Annotated in this window: 16 protein-coding genes and 4 tRNA genes; 10 read left to right on the top strand and 10 right to left on the bottom strand. The window is 59.7% G+C overall.

The annotated features are described in order from the left end of the window. Window positions 1–76 precede the first annotated feature (76 nt). Together araD1 and AC3ISG_RS17995 are read right to left on the bottom strand one after the other, a co-directional pair. Entirely contained in the window at window positions 77–1,069 is a 993-nt protein-coding gene (araD1, locus tag AC3ISG_RS17990) for an AraD1 family protein (protein WP_489297604.1), read from the bottom strand. Between the two features lie 51 nt (window positions 1,070–1,120). Continuing rightward, on the bottom strand, window positions 1,121–2,437 hold the full coding sequence (locus tag AC3ISG_RS17995) for an MFS transporter (protein WP_122537573.1): 1,317 nt from the start codon (window positions 2,435–2,437) through the stop codon (window positions 1,121–1,123). Between the two features lie 230 nt (window positions 2,438–2,667). Between AC3ISG_RS17995 and AC3ISG_RS18000 the strand changes: the two genes are divergently transcribed. Together AC3ISG_RS18000 and AC3ISG_RS18005 are read left to right on the top strand one after the other, a co-directional pair. After that, on the top strand, window positions 2,668–4,410 hold the full coding sequence (locus AC3ISG_RS18000; protein WP_122537572.1) for an IlvD/Edd family dehydratase: 1,743 nt from the start codon (window positions 2,668–2,670) through the stop codon (window positions 4,408–4,410). Between the two features lie 347 nt (window positions 4,411–4,757). After that, window positions 4,758–5,480 (top strand): FadR/GntR family transcriptional regulator, encoded by a 723-nt coding sequence (locus tag AC3ISG_RS18005; RefSeq protein ID WP_037013719.1) that lies wholly within the window; start codon window positions 4,758–4,760, stop codon window positions 5,478–5,480. 89 nt (window positions 5,481–5,569) lie between these two features. On the opposite strand, the gene AC3ISG_RS18010 is transcribed toward AC3ISG_RS18005, so the two are convergent. Further along, window positions 5,570–6,262, bottom strand: coding sequence for a sensor histidine kinase (locus AC3ISG_RS18010; RefSeq protein ID WP_122537570.1), 693 nt, complete (start codon window positions 6,260–6,262; stop codon window positions 5,570–5,572). Continuing rightward, entirely contained in the window at window positions 6,259–7,863 is a 1,605-nt protein-coding gene (locus AC3ISG_RS18015; protein ID WP_122537569.1) for a response regulator, read from the bottom strand. Before AC3ISG_RS18015 ends, AC3ISG_RS18010 begins: the two co-directional genes overlap by 4 nt. 308 nt (window positions 7,864–8,171) lie before the next feature. Between AC3ISG_RS18015 and AC3ISG_RS18020 the strand changes: the two genes are divergently transcribed. The 4 genes from AC3ISG_RS18020 (at window position 8,172) to AC3ISG_RS18035 (ending at window position 14,233) form a co-directional block, all read left to right on the top strand. Further along, entirely contained in the window at window positions 8,172–9,812 is a 1,641-nt protein-coding gene (locus AC3ISG_RS18020) for a HAMP domain-containing methyl-accepting chemotaxis protein (protein WP_122624643.1), read from the top strand. Window positions 9,813–10,190: 378 nt separating this feature from the next. Then, the gene (gene mqo, locus AC3ISG_RS18025; RefSeq protein WP_489297605.1) at window positions 10,191–11,831 is read left to right on the top strand and encodes a malate dehydrogenase (quinone); all 1,641 of its coding nucleotides are present in this window, start codon (window positions 10,191–10,193) and stop codon (window positions 11,829–11,831) included. 205 nt (window positions 11,832–12,036) lie between these two features. Beyond that, window positions 12,037–12,633 carry a chemotaxis protein CheB gene (locus tag AC3ISG_RS18030; protein WP_122624641.1) on the top strand — a complete coding sequence of 199 codons (597 nt, stop codon included), beginning with the start codon at window positions 12,037–12,039 and terminating at the stop codon, window positions 12,631–12,633. Between the two features lie 22 nt (window positions 12,634–12,655). Beyond that, a complete protein-coding gene (locus AC3ISG_RS18035; protein WP_489297606.1) occupies window positions 12,656–14,233 on the top strand; it encodes a sensor domain-containing diguanylate cyclase in 1,578 nt (525 codons plus the stop codon). 86 nt (window positions 14,234–14,319) lie between these two features. On the opposite strand, the gene AC3ISG_RS18040 is transcribed toward AC3ISG_RS18035, so the two are convergent. After that, window positions 14,320–14,391 (bottom strand) — tRNA-Arg (locus AC3ISG_RS18040). 286 nt (window positions 14,392–14,677) lie between these two features. Between AC3ISG_RS18040 and AC3ISG_RS18045 the strand changes: the two genes are divergently transcribed. The 3 genes from AC3ISG_RS18045 to AC3ISG_RS18055 all read left to right on the top strand — a co-directional run bounded on the left by AC3ISG_RS18045 (window position 14,678) and on the right by AC3ISG_RS18055 (window position 15,951). Next, window positions 14,678–14,926, top strand: a complete 249-nt coding sequence (locus tag AC3ISG_RS18045) for a hypothetical protein (protein ID WP_489297607.1) — start codon at window positions 14,678–14,680, stop codon at window positions 14,924–14,926. 71 nt (window positions 14,927–14,997) lie between these two features. Continuing rightward, complete coding sequence (locus tag AC3ISG_RS18050; protein ID WP_122537563.1) at window positions 14,998–15,195, top strand: PA3371 family protein; 198 nt, start codon at window positions 14,998–15,000, stop codon at window positions 15,193–15,195. A 429-nt stretch (window positions 15,196–15,624) separates the two neighbouring features. Beyond that, window positions 15,625–15,951: an Arc family DNA-binding protein gene (locus AC3ISG_RS18055; RefSeq protein WP_065986187.1), complete on the top strand. Its 327-nt coding sequence runs from the start codon at window positions 15,625–15,627 to the stop codon at window positions 15,949–15,951. A 126-nt stretch (window positions 15,952–16,077) separates the two neighbouring features. Here the strand turns inward: AC3ISG_RS18055 and mgtE are convergent, their stop codons facing one another. Then, window positions 16,078–17,520 carry a magnesium transporter gene (mgtE, locus tag AC3ISG_RS18060; protein ID WP_122537562.1) on the bottom strand — a complete coding sequence of 481 codons (1,443 nt, stop codon included), beginning with the start codon at window positions 17,518–17,520 and terminating at the stop codon, window positions 16,078–16,080. 321 nt (window positions 17,521–17,841) lie between these two features. Between mgtE and AC3ISG_RS18065 the strand changes: the two genes are divergently transcribed. Further along, window positions 17,842–18,327: a DUF4124 domain-containing protein gene (locus tag AC3ISG_RS18065; protein WP_489297608.1), complete on the top strand. Its 486-nt coding sequence runs from the start codon at window positions 17,842–17,844 to the stop codon at window positions 18,325–18,327. Between the two features lie 41 nt (window positions 18,328–18,368). Here the strand turns inward: AC3ISG_RS18065 and AC3ISG_RS18070 are convergent. The 4 genes from AC3ISG_RS18070 to csrA form a co-directional block, all read right to left on the bottom strand. Further along, a tRNA-Arg gene (locus AC3ISG_RS18070) sits at window positions 18,369–18,445 on the bottom strand. 139 nt (window positions 18,446–18,584) lie between these two features. Then, a tRNA-Arg gene (locus AC3ISG_RS18075) sits at window positions 18,585–18,661 on the bottom strand. 107 nt (window positions 18,662–18,768) lie between these two features. Next, a tRNA-Ser gene (locus AC3ISG_RS18080) sits at window positions 18,769–18,859 on the bottom strand. Between the two features lie 62 nt (window positions 18,860–18,921). Further along, window positions 18,922–19,110, bottom strand: coding sequence for a carbon storage regulator CsrA (gene csrA, locus AC3ISG_RS18085; RefSeq protein ID WP_122537560.1), 189 nt, complete (start codon window positions 19,108–19,110; stop codon window positions 18,922–18,924). Between the last annotated feature and the right edge of the window lie 4 nt (window positions 19,111–19,114).

Consider the following 19,114-nt stretch of genomic DNA (forward strand, 5'->3'; position numbering starts at 1 on the left):
ATGGGGGTGTCGGGGTGTGCAGGACGCGGATACGAAAAGCCCTGCAGGAGCGCGCGCTTCTGCAGGGCTTGATGCCTTAAAGCTGCTTGATGCCGCCCGGCTGGAAAACGGCCTCGGCCGGGGCAATGCCATTGATCAACGGCGCGCCGAACTCATGCTGGCTGATCTCGAACGTGTCGCCCGGCTGAGTCTTGACGCCGTCGGCAAACGACAGCGTCGCGGTGCCGAAGAAATGCACATGCACATCACCCGGCCGCAAGAACTGGGCGTATTTGAAGTGGTGGTATTCAAGGTTTTCCAGGCTGTGGCACATGTTAGCCTCGCCGCTCAGGAATTCCTTCTCCCACAGCACCTGGCCGTCACGGTGGATGCGGCTGGTGCCCGCCAGATTCTGCGGCAGCTCGCCAACCCGCAGTTCCGGGCCGAAGGAGCAGGCGCGCAGTTTGGAATGGGCGAGGTACAGGTAGTTCTTGCGTTCCATGATGTGATCAGAGAATTCATTGCCGATGGCGAAGCCCAAACGGTAAGGCTTGCCATCGTGACCGATCACGTACAGGCCACTCAGCTCAGGCTCTTCGCCAGCGTCTTCGGAGAACGGCGGCTGCGGGAACGACTCACCCGGACGAATGACGATGCTGCCGTCGCCCTTGTAGAACCACTCCGGCTGCACGCCCGGCTGACCGGCTGCTGGCTTGCCGCCTTCCAGGCCCCATTTGAAGATGCGCATGGTGTCGGTCATGCCCGCTTCGTCATTGCCCTGCTGGTGCATTTTGTCCCGGGCCGAGGCGCTGCCCAGATGGGTCAGGCCCGTGCCGCTGACCAACAAGTGCGCCGGATCGGGGTGATCCAGTGGCGGCAAAATCATCAGATCGGCGCGCAGCTGCGAGTAATCGTGGTTGTCGCCCAGGCCCAGGCTGTCGACCTGTTCAGCGAGGGAGATTTTTTTGTCGATGGCTGCCAGGGCCAGATCACGGGTGCTGGTCGCGCCCTGGATTTCGCGCACCAGCGGGCCGTCCACCAGACCGACGCGACGCTGGCCGTTGCCCAGCTCGAACTGTACTAAATGCATGGGATTCTCCTGTTTGGGGTCTACACGGCCGCCCCGGAGAGCGGCCTGAGGTTAACGAGAGCCGCGCGCGCTGGCGGCGAATTTGGACTCGGGCAAGACGTGCTTGCGTTCCAGGACACGGTAGACCACGCCGGTCAGAATCAGGCCGCAGATCATCACGCCCGAAAGGAAGTACAAGCCGCTGGCCAGATTGCCGGTCAGTTCTTTCAGCCAGCCGATGACGAAGGGGCCGATGTAGCCGCCCAGATTGCCCACCGAGTTGATCAACGCAATGCCCGCCGCGGCACTGGCGCCGGCGAAGAAACGACCGGGCAAGGTCCAGAACACCGCGGTGCAGGAAAACAGTGAGAACGCTACCAGCGACAGCGCCGCCAGTTGCAGCACCGGCACGGTCAGGTACGCGCTGAGAAACAAACCAATAGCGCCGATGACATATAGCACCGCCAGGTGACCATAGCGGTCATTGAGCCGGTCGGAGCTGCGCGGGACGATCAGCAGGCCGACGATGCCGAAGATGTACGGCACAGCAGAGATGAAGCCGGTGGTCAGGTCACTGCCGCCGAACTGTTTGATCAGCGTCGGCAGCCAGAGGCCCAGGCCATAAATGCTCAGGGTGACCGGAAGGTAGAACAGCGCCAGCAGCAGAACGCGTTTGTCTTTCAACGCGTGCAGCGGATTACCGTGGCGGGTCTGGCCGTATTCTTCCAGGTCCTTTTTCAGCTCGCCGGCGAGCCACTGTTTCTCGACCGGGTCCATCCACTTCACGTCTTTCGGGCCGTCAGGCAACCAGCGCAGGACCGGCAGGGTCAGCAGAATCGCCGGCGCGCCGATGCACAGGAACAGCCACTGCCAGCCGTGCAGACCGGCCACCCCTTCCATGCCCAGCAGACCGCCGGAAATCGGGCCGGTGATCATCATCGCGATGGGTTGGGAAAGAATGAACAGGCCAAGGATTTTGCCGCGATGGCGGACCGGGAACCATTGAGTGATGTAGTACAGAACGCCCGGGAAGAAGCCCGCTTCGGCCGCGCCCAGCAGAAAGCGCATGACATAGAAGCTGGTCGGGCCCTGGACGAACGCCATGCCCATGGTGATGGCGCCCCAGGTGAGCATGATCCGGGCAAACCAGCGCCGCGCGCCGAAGCGTTCGAGCATCAGGTTGCTGGGGATCTCCAACAGGAAATAGCCAATGAAGAAGAGGCCGGCGCCCATGCCATAGGCCGCGTCGCCGATGCCCACGTCCGCGCCCATGTGCAGCTTGGCGAAGCCGACCGCAGAACGATCCACATATGCGATCAGGTAGAGCAGGATCAGAAAGGGAATAAGTTTCAGGGTGATGCGACGAATAAGCCTGAGTTCCTGGCTCATGGATGCGGTCCTCATTGTTTTTGTTATGGAAGCCTGCGGGGATCGCCTCTGCCTTCGTGTGCGCATCGCTGCGGAAGAAGCCGGCAGGGTCGTCCCTCGGTCGAGATCGACTATATAGTATTACTATTTAAGACTACAACTCTTCCACTCGTGACATTTTCGGCCTATTTTAGTCGGCACCTGCAGCCTTTAGTCTTACAAATAAGCCCTAACAATAAGAGTGCCGATTTATGTCTGATTCCGATAAGAAACCCGTGCTGCGCTCCGCCCAGTGGTTCGGTACCGCCGACAAGAACGGCTTCATGTACCGCAGCTGGATGAAGAACCAGGGCATCGCCGACCATCAGTTCCAGGGCAAGCCGATCATCGGCATCTGTAACACCTGGTCCGAGCTCACTCCCTGCAACGCCCACTTCCGCACCATCGCCGAACACGTCAAGCGCGGCGTGATCGAGGCCGGTGGTTTCCCGGTGGAATTCCCGGTCTTCTCCAACGGCGAATCGAACCTGCGCCCGACCGCGATGCTGACCCGCAACCTGGCGAGCATGGACGTCGAAGAAGCGATCCGCGGCAACCCCATCGACGGCGTTGTGCTGCTGACCGGTTGCGACAAGACCACCCCTGCCCTGTTGATGGGCGCCGCCAGCTGTGACATCCCGGCCATCGTCGTCACCGGCGGGCCGATGCTCAACGGCAAACACAAAGGCAAGGACATCGGCGCCGGCACCATCGTCTGGCAGATGCACGAATCTTACAAAGCCGGGCAGATCAGCCTCGACGAATTCCTCTCCGCCGAATCAGGCATGTCCCGCTCGGCCGGTACCTGCAACACCATGGGCACCGCCTCGACGATGGCGTGCATGGCCGAAGCGCTGGGTACTTCGTTGCCGCACAACGCTGCGATTCCTGCCGTCGATTCTCGTCGTTACGTACTGGCGCACATGTCCGGCATGCGCGCGGTGCAGATGGTCAACGAAGACCTGCGTCTGTCGAAAATCCTGACCCGCGAAGCCTTCGAAAACGCCATTCGCGTCAACGCGGCCATCGGCGGCTCGACCAACGCGGTTATCCACCTCAAGGCCATCGCCGGTCGTATTGGCGTGGACCTGGAACTGGACGACTGGACCCGCATCGGTCGCGGCACGCCAACGTTGGTGGACCTGCAGCCTTCCGGGCGCTTCCTGATGGAGGAGTTCTATTACGCCGGCGGCCTGCCTGCAGTGCTGCGTCGTCTGGGCGAGAACAATCTGATTCCCCACCCCGACGCCTTGACCGCCAACGGCAAGACCCTGTGGGAAAACGTGCAGAACTCGCCGATCTATGGCGACGACGAAGTGATCCGCGCCATCGACAATCCGCTGGTGGCCGATGGCGGTATCTGCGTGCTGCGCGGCAACCTTGCACCATTGGGCGCAGTGCTCAAGCCGTCCGCCGCCACGCCTGCGCTGATGAAGCACCGGGGCCGTGCGGTGGTGTTCGAGAACTTCGACATGTACAAGGCGCGCATCAACGATCCGGATCTGGACGTCGACGCCAGCAGCATTCTGGTGATGAAGAACTGCGGGCCTAAGGGTTATCCGGGCATGGCCGAAGTTGGGAACATGGGGCTGCCGGCCAAATTGCTGGCCCAGGGCGTGACCGACATGGTGCGGATTTCCGATGCACGCATGAGCGGCACGGCGTACGGCACAGTGGTGTTGCACGTGGCGCCCGAAGCGGCTGCCGGCGGTCCGCTGGCGGTGGTGCAGGAAGGTGACTTCATCGAGCTGGATTGCGCAACCGGTCGGCTGCACCTGGACATCCCCGAAGCGGAACTGGCCGCGCGCCTGGCCGATTGGCAAGCGCCGCCACAGTTGTTGATCGGCGGATACCGTCAGCTGTACATCGACCACGTGATGCAGGCGGACCAGGGTTGCGACTTCGACTTCCTGGTCGGCATGCGCGGCTCGGAAGTGCCCCGGCATTCCCATTGATTGAGAGCCATTGATTGAATGCGCCGCCTTGCTCGCGAATGCTGATTTTCAGCCACAGGAGACCCGGCGACTGGACATAAGCTTTCGTGAGCAAGCTCACTCCCACAGGTCCTCGGCATGGCTCGAAATCTCAAGTCAGCCACGGTCTGGTGGGAGCGAGCTTGCTCGCGAAGACGTCAGTCCAGCCGCTGCATCTCTGGCGGCTGGACATAAGCTTTCGCGAGCAAGCTCGCTCCCACAGGTTCGGTGTTCGGCCGAACAATCCCAGCTCATTTCGGGCGGCGCGCCTCTCTCGCCGCCAATGCTATGATGCGCCGCATTCACCGCTCAGGATCGCCCCGCGCCCCATGGATTACCGTAAGCCCTCCGACCGTAAAAGCATGCACTCGCGCATTGTCCAGGACATCGGCATGCAGATTGTCTCGGGTCGCTTCAAGCCCGACGACAAGCTCCCCGCCGAAGCCTTGCTCTGTGAAGAATATGCGGTCAGTCGTCCGGTGCTGCGCGAAGCCACGCGGGTATTGGTCGCCAAAGGGCTGGTGTATTCCCGGCCACGGGTGGGGACGGTGGTCAAGCCGCGCCGCGAATGGCACATCCTCGACCCGGACGTGCTGCACTGGCTGATGCAAAGCTCGCCGCAGAATGAATTTTTCGCCCTGCTCACCAGCGTGCGCAGCATCATCGAACCGGCCGCCGCCGCCCTCGCCGCGCAACATGCGACCCCCGAAGACCTCACCGCCATTGGCGAAGCCTACGAGCGCATGGCTGCCGCGCCGACCGTCGAAGACGTGCTGCAACCCGACCTCGATTTCCACAGCCGCATCGCCGACGCCACTCACAACGACCTGCTCGCGCACTTGTGCAACATGCTGTCGCTGGCACTGCGCGAAGCGTTGAAGCATTCCAACAAACGCCCGAACCTGCACGAACTGGCCTTGCCCCGCCATCGTGCGATCCTCACTGCCATCGAAAATCGCGATGCACTGGGCGCCCACCACGCCACGCTGGTGCAACTGGACGATGCGCGCAACGCGCTGAATGTGGTGTTGGGGCAAGGCGTGAAGTTGTAAGTCCACAAAACGACGCATGCACTTCGTAGGACCGGCTTTAGCCGGGAAGCCTTTGATTTGCTGTCGACCGCAGCAAAGCGCGCGCAATCTCAGGGCAGATAAATACTGAACAACCCGCCGCCCAAGGCGCCGCCGTTGGCGATTTCGATGTGGCCGGGGACGCCTTTGCGCTGATGCTGCCGGGCAATGTTCGCCGCGAAGTACAAACCCAATCCTGTGCTGCCGCTGTTCTGGTTGATCCCCAGCACGTAGTCGGTCTGCTCCTCGATCATGCGCGCGGGAAAGCCCGGGCCGTCGTCGTTGATGCTGATCACCAGTTGCTCGCCGACCTGTCCTGCCGTAATCAGCACTTCACTGCGCGCAAAGCGAATGGCGTTGATGACCACGTTGGACACCACCGAGCCCACCAGCTCGCGATCAAAGAAACCCGGCAAATCGAAAGCATCGACGGTAAAGCGGGCAGAGATGCCGCGACTGACGAGGACTTCCTGATGAAAGGCCAGCTGCGCTTCGATGAAATCATCCAGCTCGTGATAATCCGGGCGCAACGGCAGTTGGTTGACCCCCAGCTTGTACAGCCCAAGCAGCTGCACCAGCATGCCGTTCAGGTGGGCGAATTCGTAATCGATGACACCCTGATCCGGCGTACCACGACAGTTCTCGGGAAGCTGCTTGACCCATTGACCGTGGGCCTGAATCAACGAACCCAGCGAGTTCTTCATGTCATGGACAGTGGAAGCAATCACCATAGAGAAGTCGAGTCCGAGATCCTGATCTTTCATTCGCCGAAAGCCCTCAGCCGCAGTTTCTGGAAGCGCTCGAAGCGCGGGTCGGTCTCTGGCATCTTGCCGACCATCTTGAGACTGTTCTGGCATTCCGCCAGGCTCGCCGCGTCGAGGTTCTGAACGCCCATGTGCAGCAGCGACTGCGCCATGTTCAGGGCGATGCTGATGTTCTTCGGTTGCAGGGCCAGGCCCTGGCGGAACAGATCCTGCGCCTCGCCGAGCTTGCCGGCGCGGTAGCAGCGAATGCCCTGAACGTTAAAGTCGATAGCCGCTTTGCCCGCACCGAGAATCTCGGGATCGTCGGTCTGCTTGGCGATGTTCTGCATAACCACCGGATCGTCGCCGTAGATCTCGGCACAGCTTTTCAGAATGCCCGCGCCGGCGTTTTCCTGGCCGAGGGCTTTGAGCTGCGACGCCACCGCCAGCGCCGCATCGGCGCTGAGAAACTGCTCCATGCCCTCGAGCCGCTCCATCGCCTGCTCGGTCAGCTTGGCGGCCATGTCCGGATCGGAAGACGCGACGCTGGTGGCTTTCATCAGACGCGCGCGCACCTGCAGGCCGGCATCGTTGCCGTTCTCTTTGGCGACTTCGGTCAGGGTCTGGTTGATCTCAACGCGAGTGCGCGCATCCAGTCCGCGCTCGCCGCCACGGCTGATCAATGCCTGAGCAAAACCCAGGTTGGTTTCCGGGTCCTTGAAGCGAGAAAACTGGCCTTGGGAAACGGCCTGACGATACGCTTTCGACGCACCGTCGAAGTCCTCATTTTCCAGCGCCAGCTTGCCCAGCAAACGCTGACGGCGAACGGCGTAGGGCGACAAGCGCACCGCCTCTTCCAGCATCTTCTGGGCGCGCTTGTTGTCGCCGCTGGCCACCAACACATCGGCCAGCCCGTCGTACAACACTGGCATGGCGTTGAAGGCGCGAATCGCTTCTTCGTACACAGCTTGCGCTTCGGCATTGCGTCCGCGCTTGAACAGCAGCTTGCCCAATGCCGCATACGCCCAGGGTTGCGGGCGGTCCGCGAGGATCGACTTGAGAAAGGCTTCCAGCGGCTCGTGCTGGTTGAGGTCACGCAGTGCGTCGGCCTTGTAGCGCAGGCACAGCGGCGCAAAACGGGGGTCCTGTTTGGTCAGCGCAAGGCAGGCCGCCAGCACTTCGGTGGGGTTGCTGCGATCGAGCGCTTGCAGGATCGGTTTGAGCAGGGTCTTGCGCTGAACGATCTTCTCCAGACGCTGAGCCAGGCTCGCGCGGTTGAACGGCTTGGTAAGGTATGCATCCGGCTCCCACTCCAAAGCGCTCATCACCATCGCCTGGCTGTTTTCAGCGGTGACCATGACGAACACGCTTTCATGGCTGATCAGCCGATCGGTCATCAGGTCTTCGAGCACCTGCTGGCCATTTTTCTTGCCATCGCCCAGATTGAAGTCGTGGAGGATGAAGTCGTAACGCTTCTGCGCGCACATCTTCAACGCCTCTTCGCCGGTGTCGGCAGTGTCCACTGCCCTGACGCCCAGCTCGCGCAGCATCGAGCGGACCGAACTGCGGAAGTCGGAAAAATCGTCGACGATCAGAAAGGTTTTTTGGTTCCACGCCAGCATCGAGATTCCTGTCACCGGATAAATAGTCGGCCCTGAGGCACTTGCAAGGGCGGCGGTCTCGTTCCCAACGTCGGGCAGAGACGGCCAATAGAGTTGCGGCATGACGCCGCTTGTCCGAGTTATCGGCGGCTGCAGGGCAAAGCTTAGGCACGCCGCGCGGGAAAAGTGACGGGCGCGCGTCGGGTTGACGGGGGCATCGACGCCGAATGAGACGTGCACGAGCGGGTAAAGTCCTTGGGTGCCCAGCCGATATCCAGTCATGCAACGCGTAGCCAACAGCAACAACCCATTCCCTTCGAGTGCACCCCATGTCCTGGCTGACCGACCTGAAATTGAAGACCAAGCTCCTTTCGGCTTTTTGCCTGTGTGCGCTGATCACCGTGGTCGTGGGCGTGCTGGGTCAGAGCGGTATCTCCCGCCTCTACGAGCTGTTTGAAAACACGGTAAGCGACAACCTGGTATCGATCGCCAAAGTCGATTCGGTGAAGGCCAACGTCATCGCCACCAACCGCGACTTTTTCAAGGCCATCGGACTGAGCGCGCTCAAGGCCAACCCGGACGACATCAACGCGGCGATCCAGTCACTGAAAGAAAATCAGGCCCAGGCCGAGACCGACTTCAAGGTCTATCGCTCAACGCCGCTTGAAGCGGATGAAAAAGCCGCAGGCGATGACTTCGAACGCGACTGGGCCGCTTACATCAGCGCCGCCCTCAATGCGCTGTCTGTGGCGCAGAGCGGCGACCTGGAGCAAGCCAGCAAACTGGCAGCCACCAGCGTGACGCCCAGCTACCGCAAGACCATGGCTGAACTGAAACTCATGATCGAATCCAACATGCGCCAGGCCAACGAACAGGCCCAGGCGGGGGTTGAAACGGACAAGCAGGTGACGTGGATTCTGATCATCGGTTCGTTGATCGCGGTGGTGTGCGCCATTGCGTTGGGGCTGATCGTCACGCGAATGATCACCCGTCCTATCTACCAATCGGTGGCCAGCGCCACCCGGGTCGCGGGCGGAGATTTGAGCCAGCCCATCCACGTCGGCGGCCAGGACGAAACCGGCCAGTTGCTCAAGGCGCTGTCCAACATGCAGGGCAGCCTCAAAGGCACGGTACAGCAGATCGCCACCGCGTCGGACCAACTGGCGTCCGCCGCTGAAGAACTGACCATGGTCACCGATGACAGCACCCGCGGGCTCATGCGTCAGAACGATGAAATCCAGCAAGCCGCCACGGCCGTCAATGAGATGACCGCTGCAGTGGAAGAAGTGGCGCGCAACGCCGCCAGCGCGTCGCAGGTGTCTGCGCAGACCTCCGAAGATGCCATCAAGGGCCAGCAACAAGTGCAACAGGCTGTCACCGCGATGAATACCATGACCGTGGAAATCACCGACTCGACCCAACGCGTCGAAGCGCTGGCCGGGCAGATCCGCGATATCACCAAAGTGCTCGACGTGATCCGCGGGATCGCCGAGCAGACCAACCTGCTGGCACTCAATGCCGCCATCGAAGCCGCCCGCGCTGGCGAGCAGGGCCGAGGCTTTGCGGTGGTGGCGGACGAAGTACGTGCCCTTGCCCACCGCACTCAGACCTCCACCGGCGAAATCGAGTCGATGATCACCAAGGTGCGCAATGGCGCCGACGAAGCCGTACAGGCCATGGGCAAGAGTCAGGCAATCGCCGTGCACACTCAGTCGCTGGCGACCGAGGCCGGCCACGCACTGGCACGCATCAGCGAGGGCGTCAGCCAGATGAACGAACGCAACCTGGTCATCGCCAGCGCCGCGGAAGAGCAGGCGCAAGTGGCTCGCGAAGTAGACCGCAATCTGGTGAACATCCAGGACTTGTCGACACAGACCGCGGCGGGCGCCAACCAGACCAGCGCCTCGAGTCAGGCGCTGTCGCGATTGGCCGTGTCGTTCCACGCCATGGTCGGTAAATTCACGCTGTAACCGGCTTGGCGTTTCGGCGCCCGGCCAGCCAATCGCCACCCTGAGACAAAATGGCGTATTGACTAATTTGACACCCGATTTGTCGAAAATGACATTTCGGGTACAATCCCCGCCCGCCGCAGGGGATGGACCTGATGACCAGGTCCTGCGGTGGATGATGTTTACTCAAGCTGCTGATTCCAATGATCGAATAAAAAGCACAGCACCGAGGGACATAGAACACGAGGTCGACCTGTTCACTGGCCTCTTGACCCTTCCTCCTCGTTTTCCGAGAGCGAAGCCTGTCTGACGTTCGCGCCGCACACTGGCGCCCGGCATCGCAGGACGTTGCGCGACGATTGCTGCAGGCGGATAACTTTCTATCTATTGGATGATTCGATGTTCAAGAAAACGAGCACCGCTCTACTGGGCCTCGCGATTTCGGCCACCTTCCTGCAAGCCCATGCCGCAGAAAGCAAGAAAGTCGATGTACTGCTGATCGGCGGCGGCATCATGAGTTCGACCCTGGGCGTCTGGCTCAATGAACTCGAGCCGAGCTGGTCGATGGAAATGGTCGAGCGCCTCGACGCCGTGGCCGAAGAAAGCTCCAACGGCTGGAACAACGCAGGCACCGGTCACTCCGGTCTCGCCGAGCTGAACTACACGCCTGAAGACAAAGACGGCAAGGTCAACATCTCCAAAGCCATCGAGATCAACGAAGCCTTCCAGGTCACCCGTCAGTTCCTGTCCTGGCAGGTCCGCCAGAACGTCCTGAAGAACCCGCCTTCGTTCATCAACACCACACCGCACATGAGCTTCGTGTGGGGCGATGACAACATCAAATTCCTGAAAAAGCGTTATGACGCGCTGCAAGCCAGCCCGCTGTTCCGCCCGATGCAGTATTCCGAAGACCCGGCGCAGATCGCCAAGTGGGTCCCGCTGATGATGGAAGGCCGTGATCCTTCGCAGAAGCTGGCGACCACCTGGACGCCGATCGGCACCGACGTCAACTGGGGTGAAGTCACCCGCCAGTACGTGTCGTACCTGCAGACCCGCCCGAACTTCGATTTGAAGCTGTCCAGCGAAGTCAACGACATCACCCGCAACGACGACGGCTCGTGGCACGTTGAATACAAGAACCTGAAAGACGGCACCACCACCGGTACCGACGCCAAGTTCCTGTTCATCGGTGCAGGCGGCGGCGCATTGAAGCTGCTGCAGAAATCCGGCATTCCCGAAGCTCAGGACTACGCAGGCTTCCCGGTTGGTGGTTCGTTCCTGGTGACCGAGAACCCGACCGTTGCCATGCAGCACATGGCGAAGGCCTACGGCATCGCCTCCACCGGCGCCCCGCCCATGTCGGTTCCGCACCTGGACACACGCGTGCTGGACGGCAAACGCGTGATTCTGTTTGGCCCGTTCGCGACCTTCTCCACCAAGTTCCTGAAAGAAGGTTCGTACTTCGATCTGTTCAGCAGCATGACCACCCACAACTTCTGGCCGATGACCAAAGTGGGCGTCGAGCAGTACCCGCTGGTCGAGTACCTCGCCGGTCAGTTGATGCTGTCTGACGACGACCGCTTCAAGGCGTTGCAGGAATACTTCCCGCACGCCAAGAAAGAAGACTGGCGCCTGTGGCAAGCCGGTCAGCGCGTGCAGATCATCAAGCGTGACGCGGACAAGGGCGGCGTGCTGAAACTGGGCACCGAAGTCGTTTCCTCCCAGGACGGCACCATCGCTGCCCTGCTGGGCGCATCGCCAGGCGCGTCGACTGCTGCACCGATCATGCTCAACGTCTTGGAAAAACTGTTCAAGACTCAGGTCGCGACGCCTGAATGGCAAGCGAAGATCCATCAGATCGTGCCGAGCTATGGCACCAAGCTGAATGAGTCGCCAGCTGCTGTTCAGCAAGAGTGGAACTACACCGCCGAAGTGCTGCAACTGGGCAAACCGCCTGTGCTCGATCAGAGCGTCGGCACCAGCACTGCTGCGCCAGGCAAGCCTGCTGAAAGCAAGCCCGCCAGCGACATGGCGCTGTAAGCACGCCTGACCGCTAGCATCGATTCCGCTGCAGCCGTTCACGAAAGCCACGAGACTCCGCGTTTCGTGGCTTTTTTATTGCCTGTTCACCCACCCAAGGGCCTTGCGGATTGCCTGAAGAGCGTCAGCGACCGCTGATGAGGTGAAAGTGAACGGCAAGCGCTTGCGTTGGGTCCATCCTGTAGAACCAATCAGGGAGAAAGGTATGGACGCCACGAACACACGGGTGCTTAGGGATGTCGTCGTCATCGCAGGTTCACAAGGCGCGACCGAGGCCCTGCGGCACCTGCTCGTCAAGCTGCCGGCGGATTTCCCCGCTGCGGTGCTCATCGTCATTCACACGCTCCCTTCAGGTCCCGACTACATGGCTTCAGTGCTCGGTCGTTACTCGACGCTGCCTGTAGGCTATGGTGAGGAAGGCGAGCCGGTGCTGCCTGGCCGCGTGTACCTGGCACCTCCTGACCGACACCTGGAAATCGTCTCCCCCGGGATCATTCATCTCGACGACGGACCCAAGGTGCACCTTGCACGCCCTGCCGCCGATCGCCTGTTCATCACTGCTGCCGAAGTGTTTCGCGAGCGAGTGATCAGCCTGGTGCTGTCAGGCGGCGACTCCGATGGTGCAGAGGGTGCGTTAGCGGTCAAGAACGCCGGCGGGTTGAGTTTCGTCCAGCGCCCCGAGGAGGCGCCAGTGCCCAGCATGCCGATCGAGACGATGCGAAAAACCATATCGAGCCCTCAACTGAGTGCGGAAGAAATGGCAGACGCGCTGATCAAAGCGGTCGGCAGCGTCCATAGCTGACCTATCACAGGAGACCGCGAGCATGCCAGGAGGCGAACAGCATCCACCGCCGTCAGGCGCCTTCGATCTGCTGGACCTGGGCCCGGGGCGCAACACGGCGGTGTTTCGCCTGACCCTTGCTTTCATGATTCTGGTGCTGCTGACGTTCATCTCGGTGGAGGGGTGGCGCGCCTGGCGCGACTACAACCACGCGTACGACTTCGCCCGGGACTCGGTCACCAATCTGGCCCGTGCCACGGCGCAGCACGCTGAGGACGCCATCAGGCAGGTCGACATCCTGACGTACGCCCTGGGTGAGCGGGTCGAAGGCGACGGCCTGGCCAATATCAACGTTCCGCGCATTCACGCCCTGATGGTGCAGCAATCGAGGCTCATGCCTCAGCTCCACGGGCTGTTCATCTACGGCCCCGACGGTCGATGGATCGTCACCGACAAAGACATCACCCCGGAGACTGCAAACAACGCAGACCGGGATTACTTTAACTATCACCGAACCCACACCGATCACCGTGTGCGCATCAGTAACGTGGTCAAGAGCCGGTCCACCGGCGAGCTGATTATCCCGGTCTCCCGACGGCTGAATAACCCGGACGGTTCGTTCGCGGGCGTGCTGCTGGGCACCATCAAGCTCAGCTACTTCATGGATTACTACGGCGACTTCAAGATTGATGATCGTGGTGCGCTGGTCCTGGCGATGCGCGATGGCACTATCCTGATCAGGCGCCCTTTCATGGATTCGATGGTGGGGCAAAGCCTGGCCGACAGCGAGATATTCAAACGCTACCTGCCGACCGACGACGAAGGGGTTGCGGAAGTCAAAGCCATCGTTGACGGCACGTACCGGCTGTACGCTTACCGCGCCCTGTCCAGCTACCCGCTGGTGGTCGAAGCGGGGCTGTCGAGAGAGTCCTTCGTAGGGCCGTGGCGTCGCGACCTGTTCAAGTCCGGACTCGTGCTGTTGGTCCTGGTTGCCGGGCTCATCGGATTTGCCTTCATCGTACTCACCCAGCTGCGCCGCCGCATGGCCATGGAAAGTGAAATACGCCTTGCCCACCAGGCGGTCAAAGACATGGCACTGACCGACAGCCTGACCGGGCTGGGCAACCGCCGGCGCCTCGACATGGCACTCCACAGCGAAATCGGGCGCGCGAAACGTCAGCGCTACCCGCTTGCCCTGATCATGCTCGACATCGATTACTTCAAGCGCTTCAACGATCGCTACGGCCACGGCGCGGGTGACGACTGCCTCCAGCAGGTCGCTCAGGCCATCAGCGGCGTGCTGAAACGCCCTGCGGACCTCGCCGTTCGTTACGGCGGAGAGGAATTCACGATATTGCTCCCGGACACTGACATCCAAGGTGCAGGGCGTCTTGCGGAGGACATCCTGCAGGCTATCCGTGGGCTCGCGCTGGAACATGCCGATCATCCTGAGCGAATCGTCACCGCAAGCGCCGGCGTCACAGTCAGGTTTCCTGCGCAGGAAGACACGACCCCCGCCGGCATGATCAAAGCGGCAGATGCCTATCTCTACTACGCGAAAAATAATGGTCGCAATCGCTGGTATGCAGATCAGCACGCTCAAGCGAGCACGCAGGCATGAATGACAGATGGGTTTGAATGGCCGGCGGCCGGGACGCGTTACCGGGAAGGAACGGTGTTCTGGCGGGAATGGAGATGGATCAGATATGTCCCCTGCAGGAATCGAACCTGCATCTAGCCCTTAGGAGGGGCTCGTTCTATCCGTTGAACTAAGAGGACACTAAAACGGACGGCGTGCATCTTAACGGCAAGGCGCATGCTTGTCATGTCGTCATTATCAACGGGAGCTGTAGGCCGCTGGCTGTCCGTCACATCGAAGGGCCATCGTGCAGAATGCAACGACGGCAATAGGCCATATTGCAAAACGCAACCCTACAATTCGCCAAATAAGCCCTAAGCTATTGATTTATGTGGGTTTTATTCATGTTCGAGATTGGCATGCAGGCTGCAATACCTTTCTTCGCAAATTACCCTTCTGTACGCCATCCCTGCGAAGGTACCCGAGATGAACATGACCCTGTCCCTGCTTAACGCTGCCGCGCTTGTCGCATTGGTCGCCTTCCACTTCCAGGATGATGGCAGCAAGTCAGCGGCGGTCGGGTCAGAGAACGTCGCCATACAGGCGCAGCCTCATTACCTCTTGCAGCAAGCTCCCAGATTCGCAGCCATGCCGAGCCAAGGCACTGACGCTATTCTGGCTAATGACAGTGACGAGGCGGTATCCGTCAACCGCCAGGACCGTTGGGTATTCTGAAAAAATCGCTGATCGGTAGTTTCAAAGAGTTCGATGAGCTCTCTCCCAGAGAGCAACCATAGAGAGCAACCATGTCCAAAGCAGCAATTTCATTCCTGATCCTGGCCCTGATGGCCCTTGCCGCAGACCAGCTACTGGTGCCTTCGATGGAAACCATGAGCACCTTGGCAAAAGCCGCGGCAGGCGTTTTTGCCAGCCTGTTCGTTGCAGCACTCTTCGTAGGGCGCCGGATCAAGTTCGACCCGATCTTGCGGCAGGCCAAGCCCTGACGCCTTGCCAGGCCCACGCCGGTCTGTTTGCAAGGAGAATCGCCGTCTTCAAGGCGGCCGAGGCGTATGCAAAGCGGTCACGCCGCAGCCGACCCTTCGTCTTTTTATTCACTCCCTCCTCGTATTTTGCTCACTCTCCCACTACGCTGGAGACAGATAGCCATCACGGCGCTGACCCAGCACTGTCAGGCCATTGGTCTTTTCACTTTGCAAACCAGCACGCAATTCGGATAATTGGTGCTGGCTAAAAGCCTTTATCTAGTTCAATATTTGTCACACATTTGACGCCAAGGATTCGACGTATTGATGCAGGATGTCGGTCCTTTATGCGGGCTGGTTGAACATTTCGTCTAAAAGACAGTCAGAGCATGACATCTCGCGGCCTAATGCAAGAACCGCCTCTCTCTTTGAACTAATTCGGTTAAATATATGAGCCCTATGAAACAGGCCAATTATTCCAGTCGCACAGCTGACAAGTTCGTAGTTCGTCTACCGGAAGGCATGCGCGAGCGTATTGCGGACGTCGCCAAACAGCACCATCGCAGCATGAACTCGGAAATCATTGCGCGTATTGAGCAGAGCCTGATTCAAGAAGGCGCGCTGGGTGATGAGCCAAGTCTGCGTCTGGACAGCCCGGAGCTTTCGCTTCACGAACGTGAGCTGTTGCAGCGCTTCCGTCAGTTGGCTCATCGCCAACAGAACGCGCTGGTTTCCCTGATTGCACATGACACTAGCCTGGCAAACGACGACGAATAAGTCGCGCAAGTCAGAGACTTAAAAGCCAGCGCACCGCTGGCTTTTTTGTACCTGAAATTCGGTTAATACCTTGTCTGCGCGCATTAAAAAACCGCCCTGAAGGCGGTTTCGATTGAGGCGATGAGGTCAAAGCAAAAACACGGTCGCCAGGCCGAGAAAGATAAAGAATCCGCCACTGTCCGTCATGGCCGTGATCATTACACTGGCGCCCATGGCCGGATCGCGCCCGAGCCGCGCCAGGGTCATCGGGATCAGCACACCCATCAACGCCGCCAATAGCAGATTCAATGTCATGGCGACGGTCATCACCACCCCAAGGGACCAACTGTTGTAGAGAAGATAAGCAACGATCCCTATCACCCCGCCCCACACCAGACCGTTGATGAGCGCAACGGCCAGCTCTTTGCGCATCAGGCGTGAGGTGTTGCCGGTGTTGACCTGATCAAGAGCCATGGCCCTAACGATCATGGTGATGGTCTGATTGCCCGAGTTACCCCCAATCCCCGCCACGATCGGCATCAATGCCGCCAGCGCCACCAGCTTCTCGATGGAGCCTTCGAACAGGCCGATCACACGCGAGGCGAGAAAGGCTGTAATCAAGTTGACCGCCAGCCAGGACCAGCGGTTGCGCAGCGAACGCCAGACCGACGCGAAGATGTCTTCTTCTTCGCGCAGACCCGCCATGTTGAGCACTTCGGTCTCGCTCTCCTCGCGAATGAGGTCGACCATTTCATCGATGGTCAGACGGCCGATGAGCTTGCCGTTCTTGTCGACCACCGGGGAGGAAATCAAGTCGTAACGCTCGAACGCCTGGGCGGCTTCATATGCATCGCCGTCAGGATGGAAGCTCACCGGGTCGCTGGCCATGACCTCCGACACCTGCTTTTCGGGGTCGTTAACCAGCAGACGCTTGATGGGCAGCACGCCCTTGAGCACGCCATCGGAATCGACCACAAACAGCTTGTCGGTGTGGCCGGGCAGCTCTTTGAGACGGCGCAGATAACGCAGAACGACTTCCAGGCTGACATCCTCACGGATGGTCACCATCTCGAAGTCCATCAGGGCGCCGACCTGCTCCTCGTCGTAGGACAGAGCAGAGCGCACGCGCTCGCGCTGCTGACTGTCCAGCGCCTCCATCAGCTCGTGGACGACATCGCGCGGCAGCTCTGGAGCAAGGTCGGCGAGCTCGTCGGCGTCCATTTCCTTGGCGGCGGCCAGCAGCTCATGATCGTCCATGTCGGCGATCAGGGTTTCCCGAACGGAGTCGGACACTTCGAGAAGGATGTCGCCGTCACGCTCGGCCTTCACCAGCTGCCAGACCGTCAGACGGTCTTCGAGGGGAAGTGCTTCGAGGATGTAGGCAACGTCGGCAGAGTGCAGATCGTCGAGCTTACGCTGCAGCTCGACGAGGTTCTGCCGGTGAACGAGGTTTTCGACACGATCCTGGTGCTGGCCTTCCTGACGGTGTGTCAGGTCTTCGACGATGCGCTGACGCTGCAGCAAGTCGATGACTTGGGCGAGACGATCCTGAAGGCTTTCCTGCGTCTTTTTTACTTCGATTTGGGTCATAGGCGAACTCCACTCCCAGCAGTGGAACCCGCCAGAAGATCAATCAGTCGATTCTTGATTGGTGAAACTTAGTATTGAGTTGCTACTGGGTAAGTCCATGGAGGTAGTCCACAAGCCCCGGCGGGGCTGACGGGCGCAATCATACACCGCTTGCCGTGACGGGAGGCTAAAAATTCAACCTGAAACAATCGGTTGCATCGCATCCCTAACCGTTGTCCGAGTCCCTGATATCGCGCGGTCACATCCGGCGAACAAAACTCGCTCGCCGTGAGAAATCCTCATCGCTACCCTTTGCGGACACAGGCCAGGGAGGACGTCGCGATGCCGCTGAACACTGAAAAGCTCTTCATCACCCTGCTACTGCTTTCGCCACTCGGCGCAGGTGCCTCCACCGTCAATCGCTGCCAGGATCAAAGCGGCAGCGTGACCTTTACCACGCTGAGCTGCCCCAGCGGCCAAACGACAACGCCACAGGGTATCAACCCGGCATCAGGCATGACTTTCACACCCCCTCCTCCAACTTCAAAAGCGGAGGTGACGAAAGATCGCAAAAGCCGGGAGGTGGTGGTCGTGGGTCAGCGCGATGATGGTTGCGGAAATATCCTGAGCGCAGAGCAGCGCCGCAAGGCAATCATCAATCGGCAGACGCCAACGGGGATGAGCAAACGTGATGTGGAAAATTTGCTCGGACGACCGGACAAGATCATCAGCCGGAACGCTGAAGTCCGATATGTGTATGAGGAAAAGAAGGGACGCAGCCGACAGGTGTCATTCGATGAGCACGGCTGTGTAAAAGGCAAACGCTAGAAAGCAAAAAGCCCGCATTTGCATGCGGGCTTTTCGTTTTATGGTGCACTCGACAGGATTCGAACCTGTGACCGCTCGGTTCGTAGCCGAGTACTCTATCCAGCTGAGCTACGAGTGCAGATGGCGCTTTTTAAACCAGTTCACCTCTGGGCATCGCATTTTACTTCTGGAAGTGAGTGGTGCTTCCGAAGACCTGTTGAAGCCAGGCTCTTTCTAACTTAAGACTGATGTTCGTATCACTACAAACAACGCTTAAATGGTGCACTCGACAGGATTCGAACCTGTGACCGCTCGGTTCGTAGCCGAGTACTCTATCCAGCTGAGCTACGAGTGCATTTGTTGCCGCGCATTATAGGCCGTCAAATCTCTTGGTCAAGCACTTTTTCTAGTAAATTCAACAACTTACCGATCAAGCCAGATTACAACGTACTACGCAAATAATGGCGGAGAACGGGGGATTCGAACCCCCGACACCCTTTTGAGGTGTACTCCCTTAGCAGGGGAGCGCCTTCGGCCACTCGGCCAGCTCTCCGCAACACGGGGCGTATAATAACCACCCTTTTCCCCGTTTGCAAACCAAAAATTCAATAAAAATTAATGGCTTGGTTCTTCGTCCTTCTCTTTCTTTATACGCAGGTAAATCTCTTCGCGGTGAACAGCTACTTCCTTGGGCGCGTTGACCCCAATCCGTACTTGATTGCCTTTTACGCCGAGCACGGTCACGGTGACTTCACCATCACCAATGATCAGACTTTCCGCGCACCGGCGAGTCAGAATCAGCATACCT

The sequence above is a fragment of the Pseudomonas sp. GL_135 genome (assembly GCF_057834665.1).

Coding starts and splice junctions, on each gene's coding strand:
- AC3ISG_RS18010 (WP_122537570.1), bottom strand. CDS start 6,262: ATGAAAGATCAGGATCTCGGACTCGACTTCTCTATGGTGATTGCTTCC.
- AC3ISG_RS18065 (WP_489297608.1), top strand. CDS start 17,842: ATGCCGCTGAACACTGAAAAGCTCTTCATCACCCTGCTACTGCTTTCG.
- AC3ISG_RS18030 (WP_122624641.1), top strand. CDS start 12,037: ATGGACGCCACGAACACACGGGTGCTTAGGGATGTCGTCGTCATCGCA.
- AC3ISG_RS18050 (WP_122537563.1), top strand. CDS start 14,998: ATGTCCAAAGCAGCAATTTCATTCCTGATCCTGGCCCTGATGGCCCTT.
- araD1 (WP_489297604.1), bottom strand. CDS start 1,069: ATGCATTTAGTACAGTTCGAGCTGGGCAACGGCCAGCGTCGCGTCGGT.
- AC3ISG_RS18000 (WP_122537572.1), top strand. CDS start 2,668: ATGTCTGATTCCGATAAGAAACCCGTGCTGCGCTCCGCCCAGTGGTTC.
- AC3ISG_RS17995 (WP_122537573.1), bottom strand. CDS start 2,437: ATGAGCCAGGAACTCAGGCTTATTCGTCGCATCACCCTGAAACTTATT.
- AC3ISG_RS18045 (WP_489297607.1), top strand. CDS start 14,678: ATGAACATGACCCTGTCCCTGCTTAACGCTGCCGCGCTTGTCGCATTG.
- csrA (WP_122537560.1), bottom strand. CDS start 19,110: ATGCTGATTCTGACTCGCCGGTGCGCGGAAAGTCTGATCATTGGTGAT.
- AC3ISG_RS18020 (WP_122624643.1), top strand. CDS start 8,172: ATGTCCTGGCTGACCGACCTGAAATTGAAGACCAAGCTCCTTTCGGCT.
- mgtE (WP_122537562.1), bottom strand. CDS start 17,520: ATGACCCAAATCGAAGTAAAAAAGACGCAGGAAAGCCTTCAGGATCGT.
- AC3ISG_RS18005 (WP_037013719.1), top strand. CDS start 4,758: ATGGATTACCGTAAGCCCTCCGACCGTAAAAGCATGCACTCGCGCATT.
- AC3ISG_RS18035 (WP_489297606.1), top strand. CDS start 12,656: ATGCCAGGAGGCGAACAGCATCCACCGCCGTCAGGCGCCTTCGATCTG.
- mqo (WP_489297605.1), top strand. CDS start 10,191: ATGTTCAAGAAAACGAGCACCGCTCTACTGGGCCTCGCGATTTCGGCC.
- AC3ISG_RS18055 (WP_065986187.1), top strand. CDS start 15,625: ATGAGCCCTATGAAACAGGCCAATTATTCCAGTCGCACAGCTGACAAG.
- AC3ISG_RS18015 (WP_122537569.1), bottom strand. CDS start 7,863: ATGCTGGCGTGGAACCAAAAAACCTTTCTGATCGTCGACGATTTTTCC.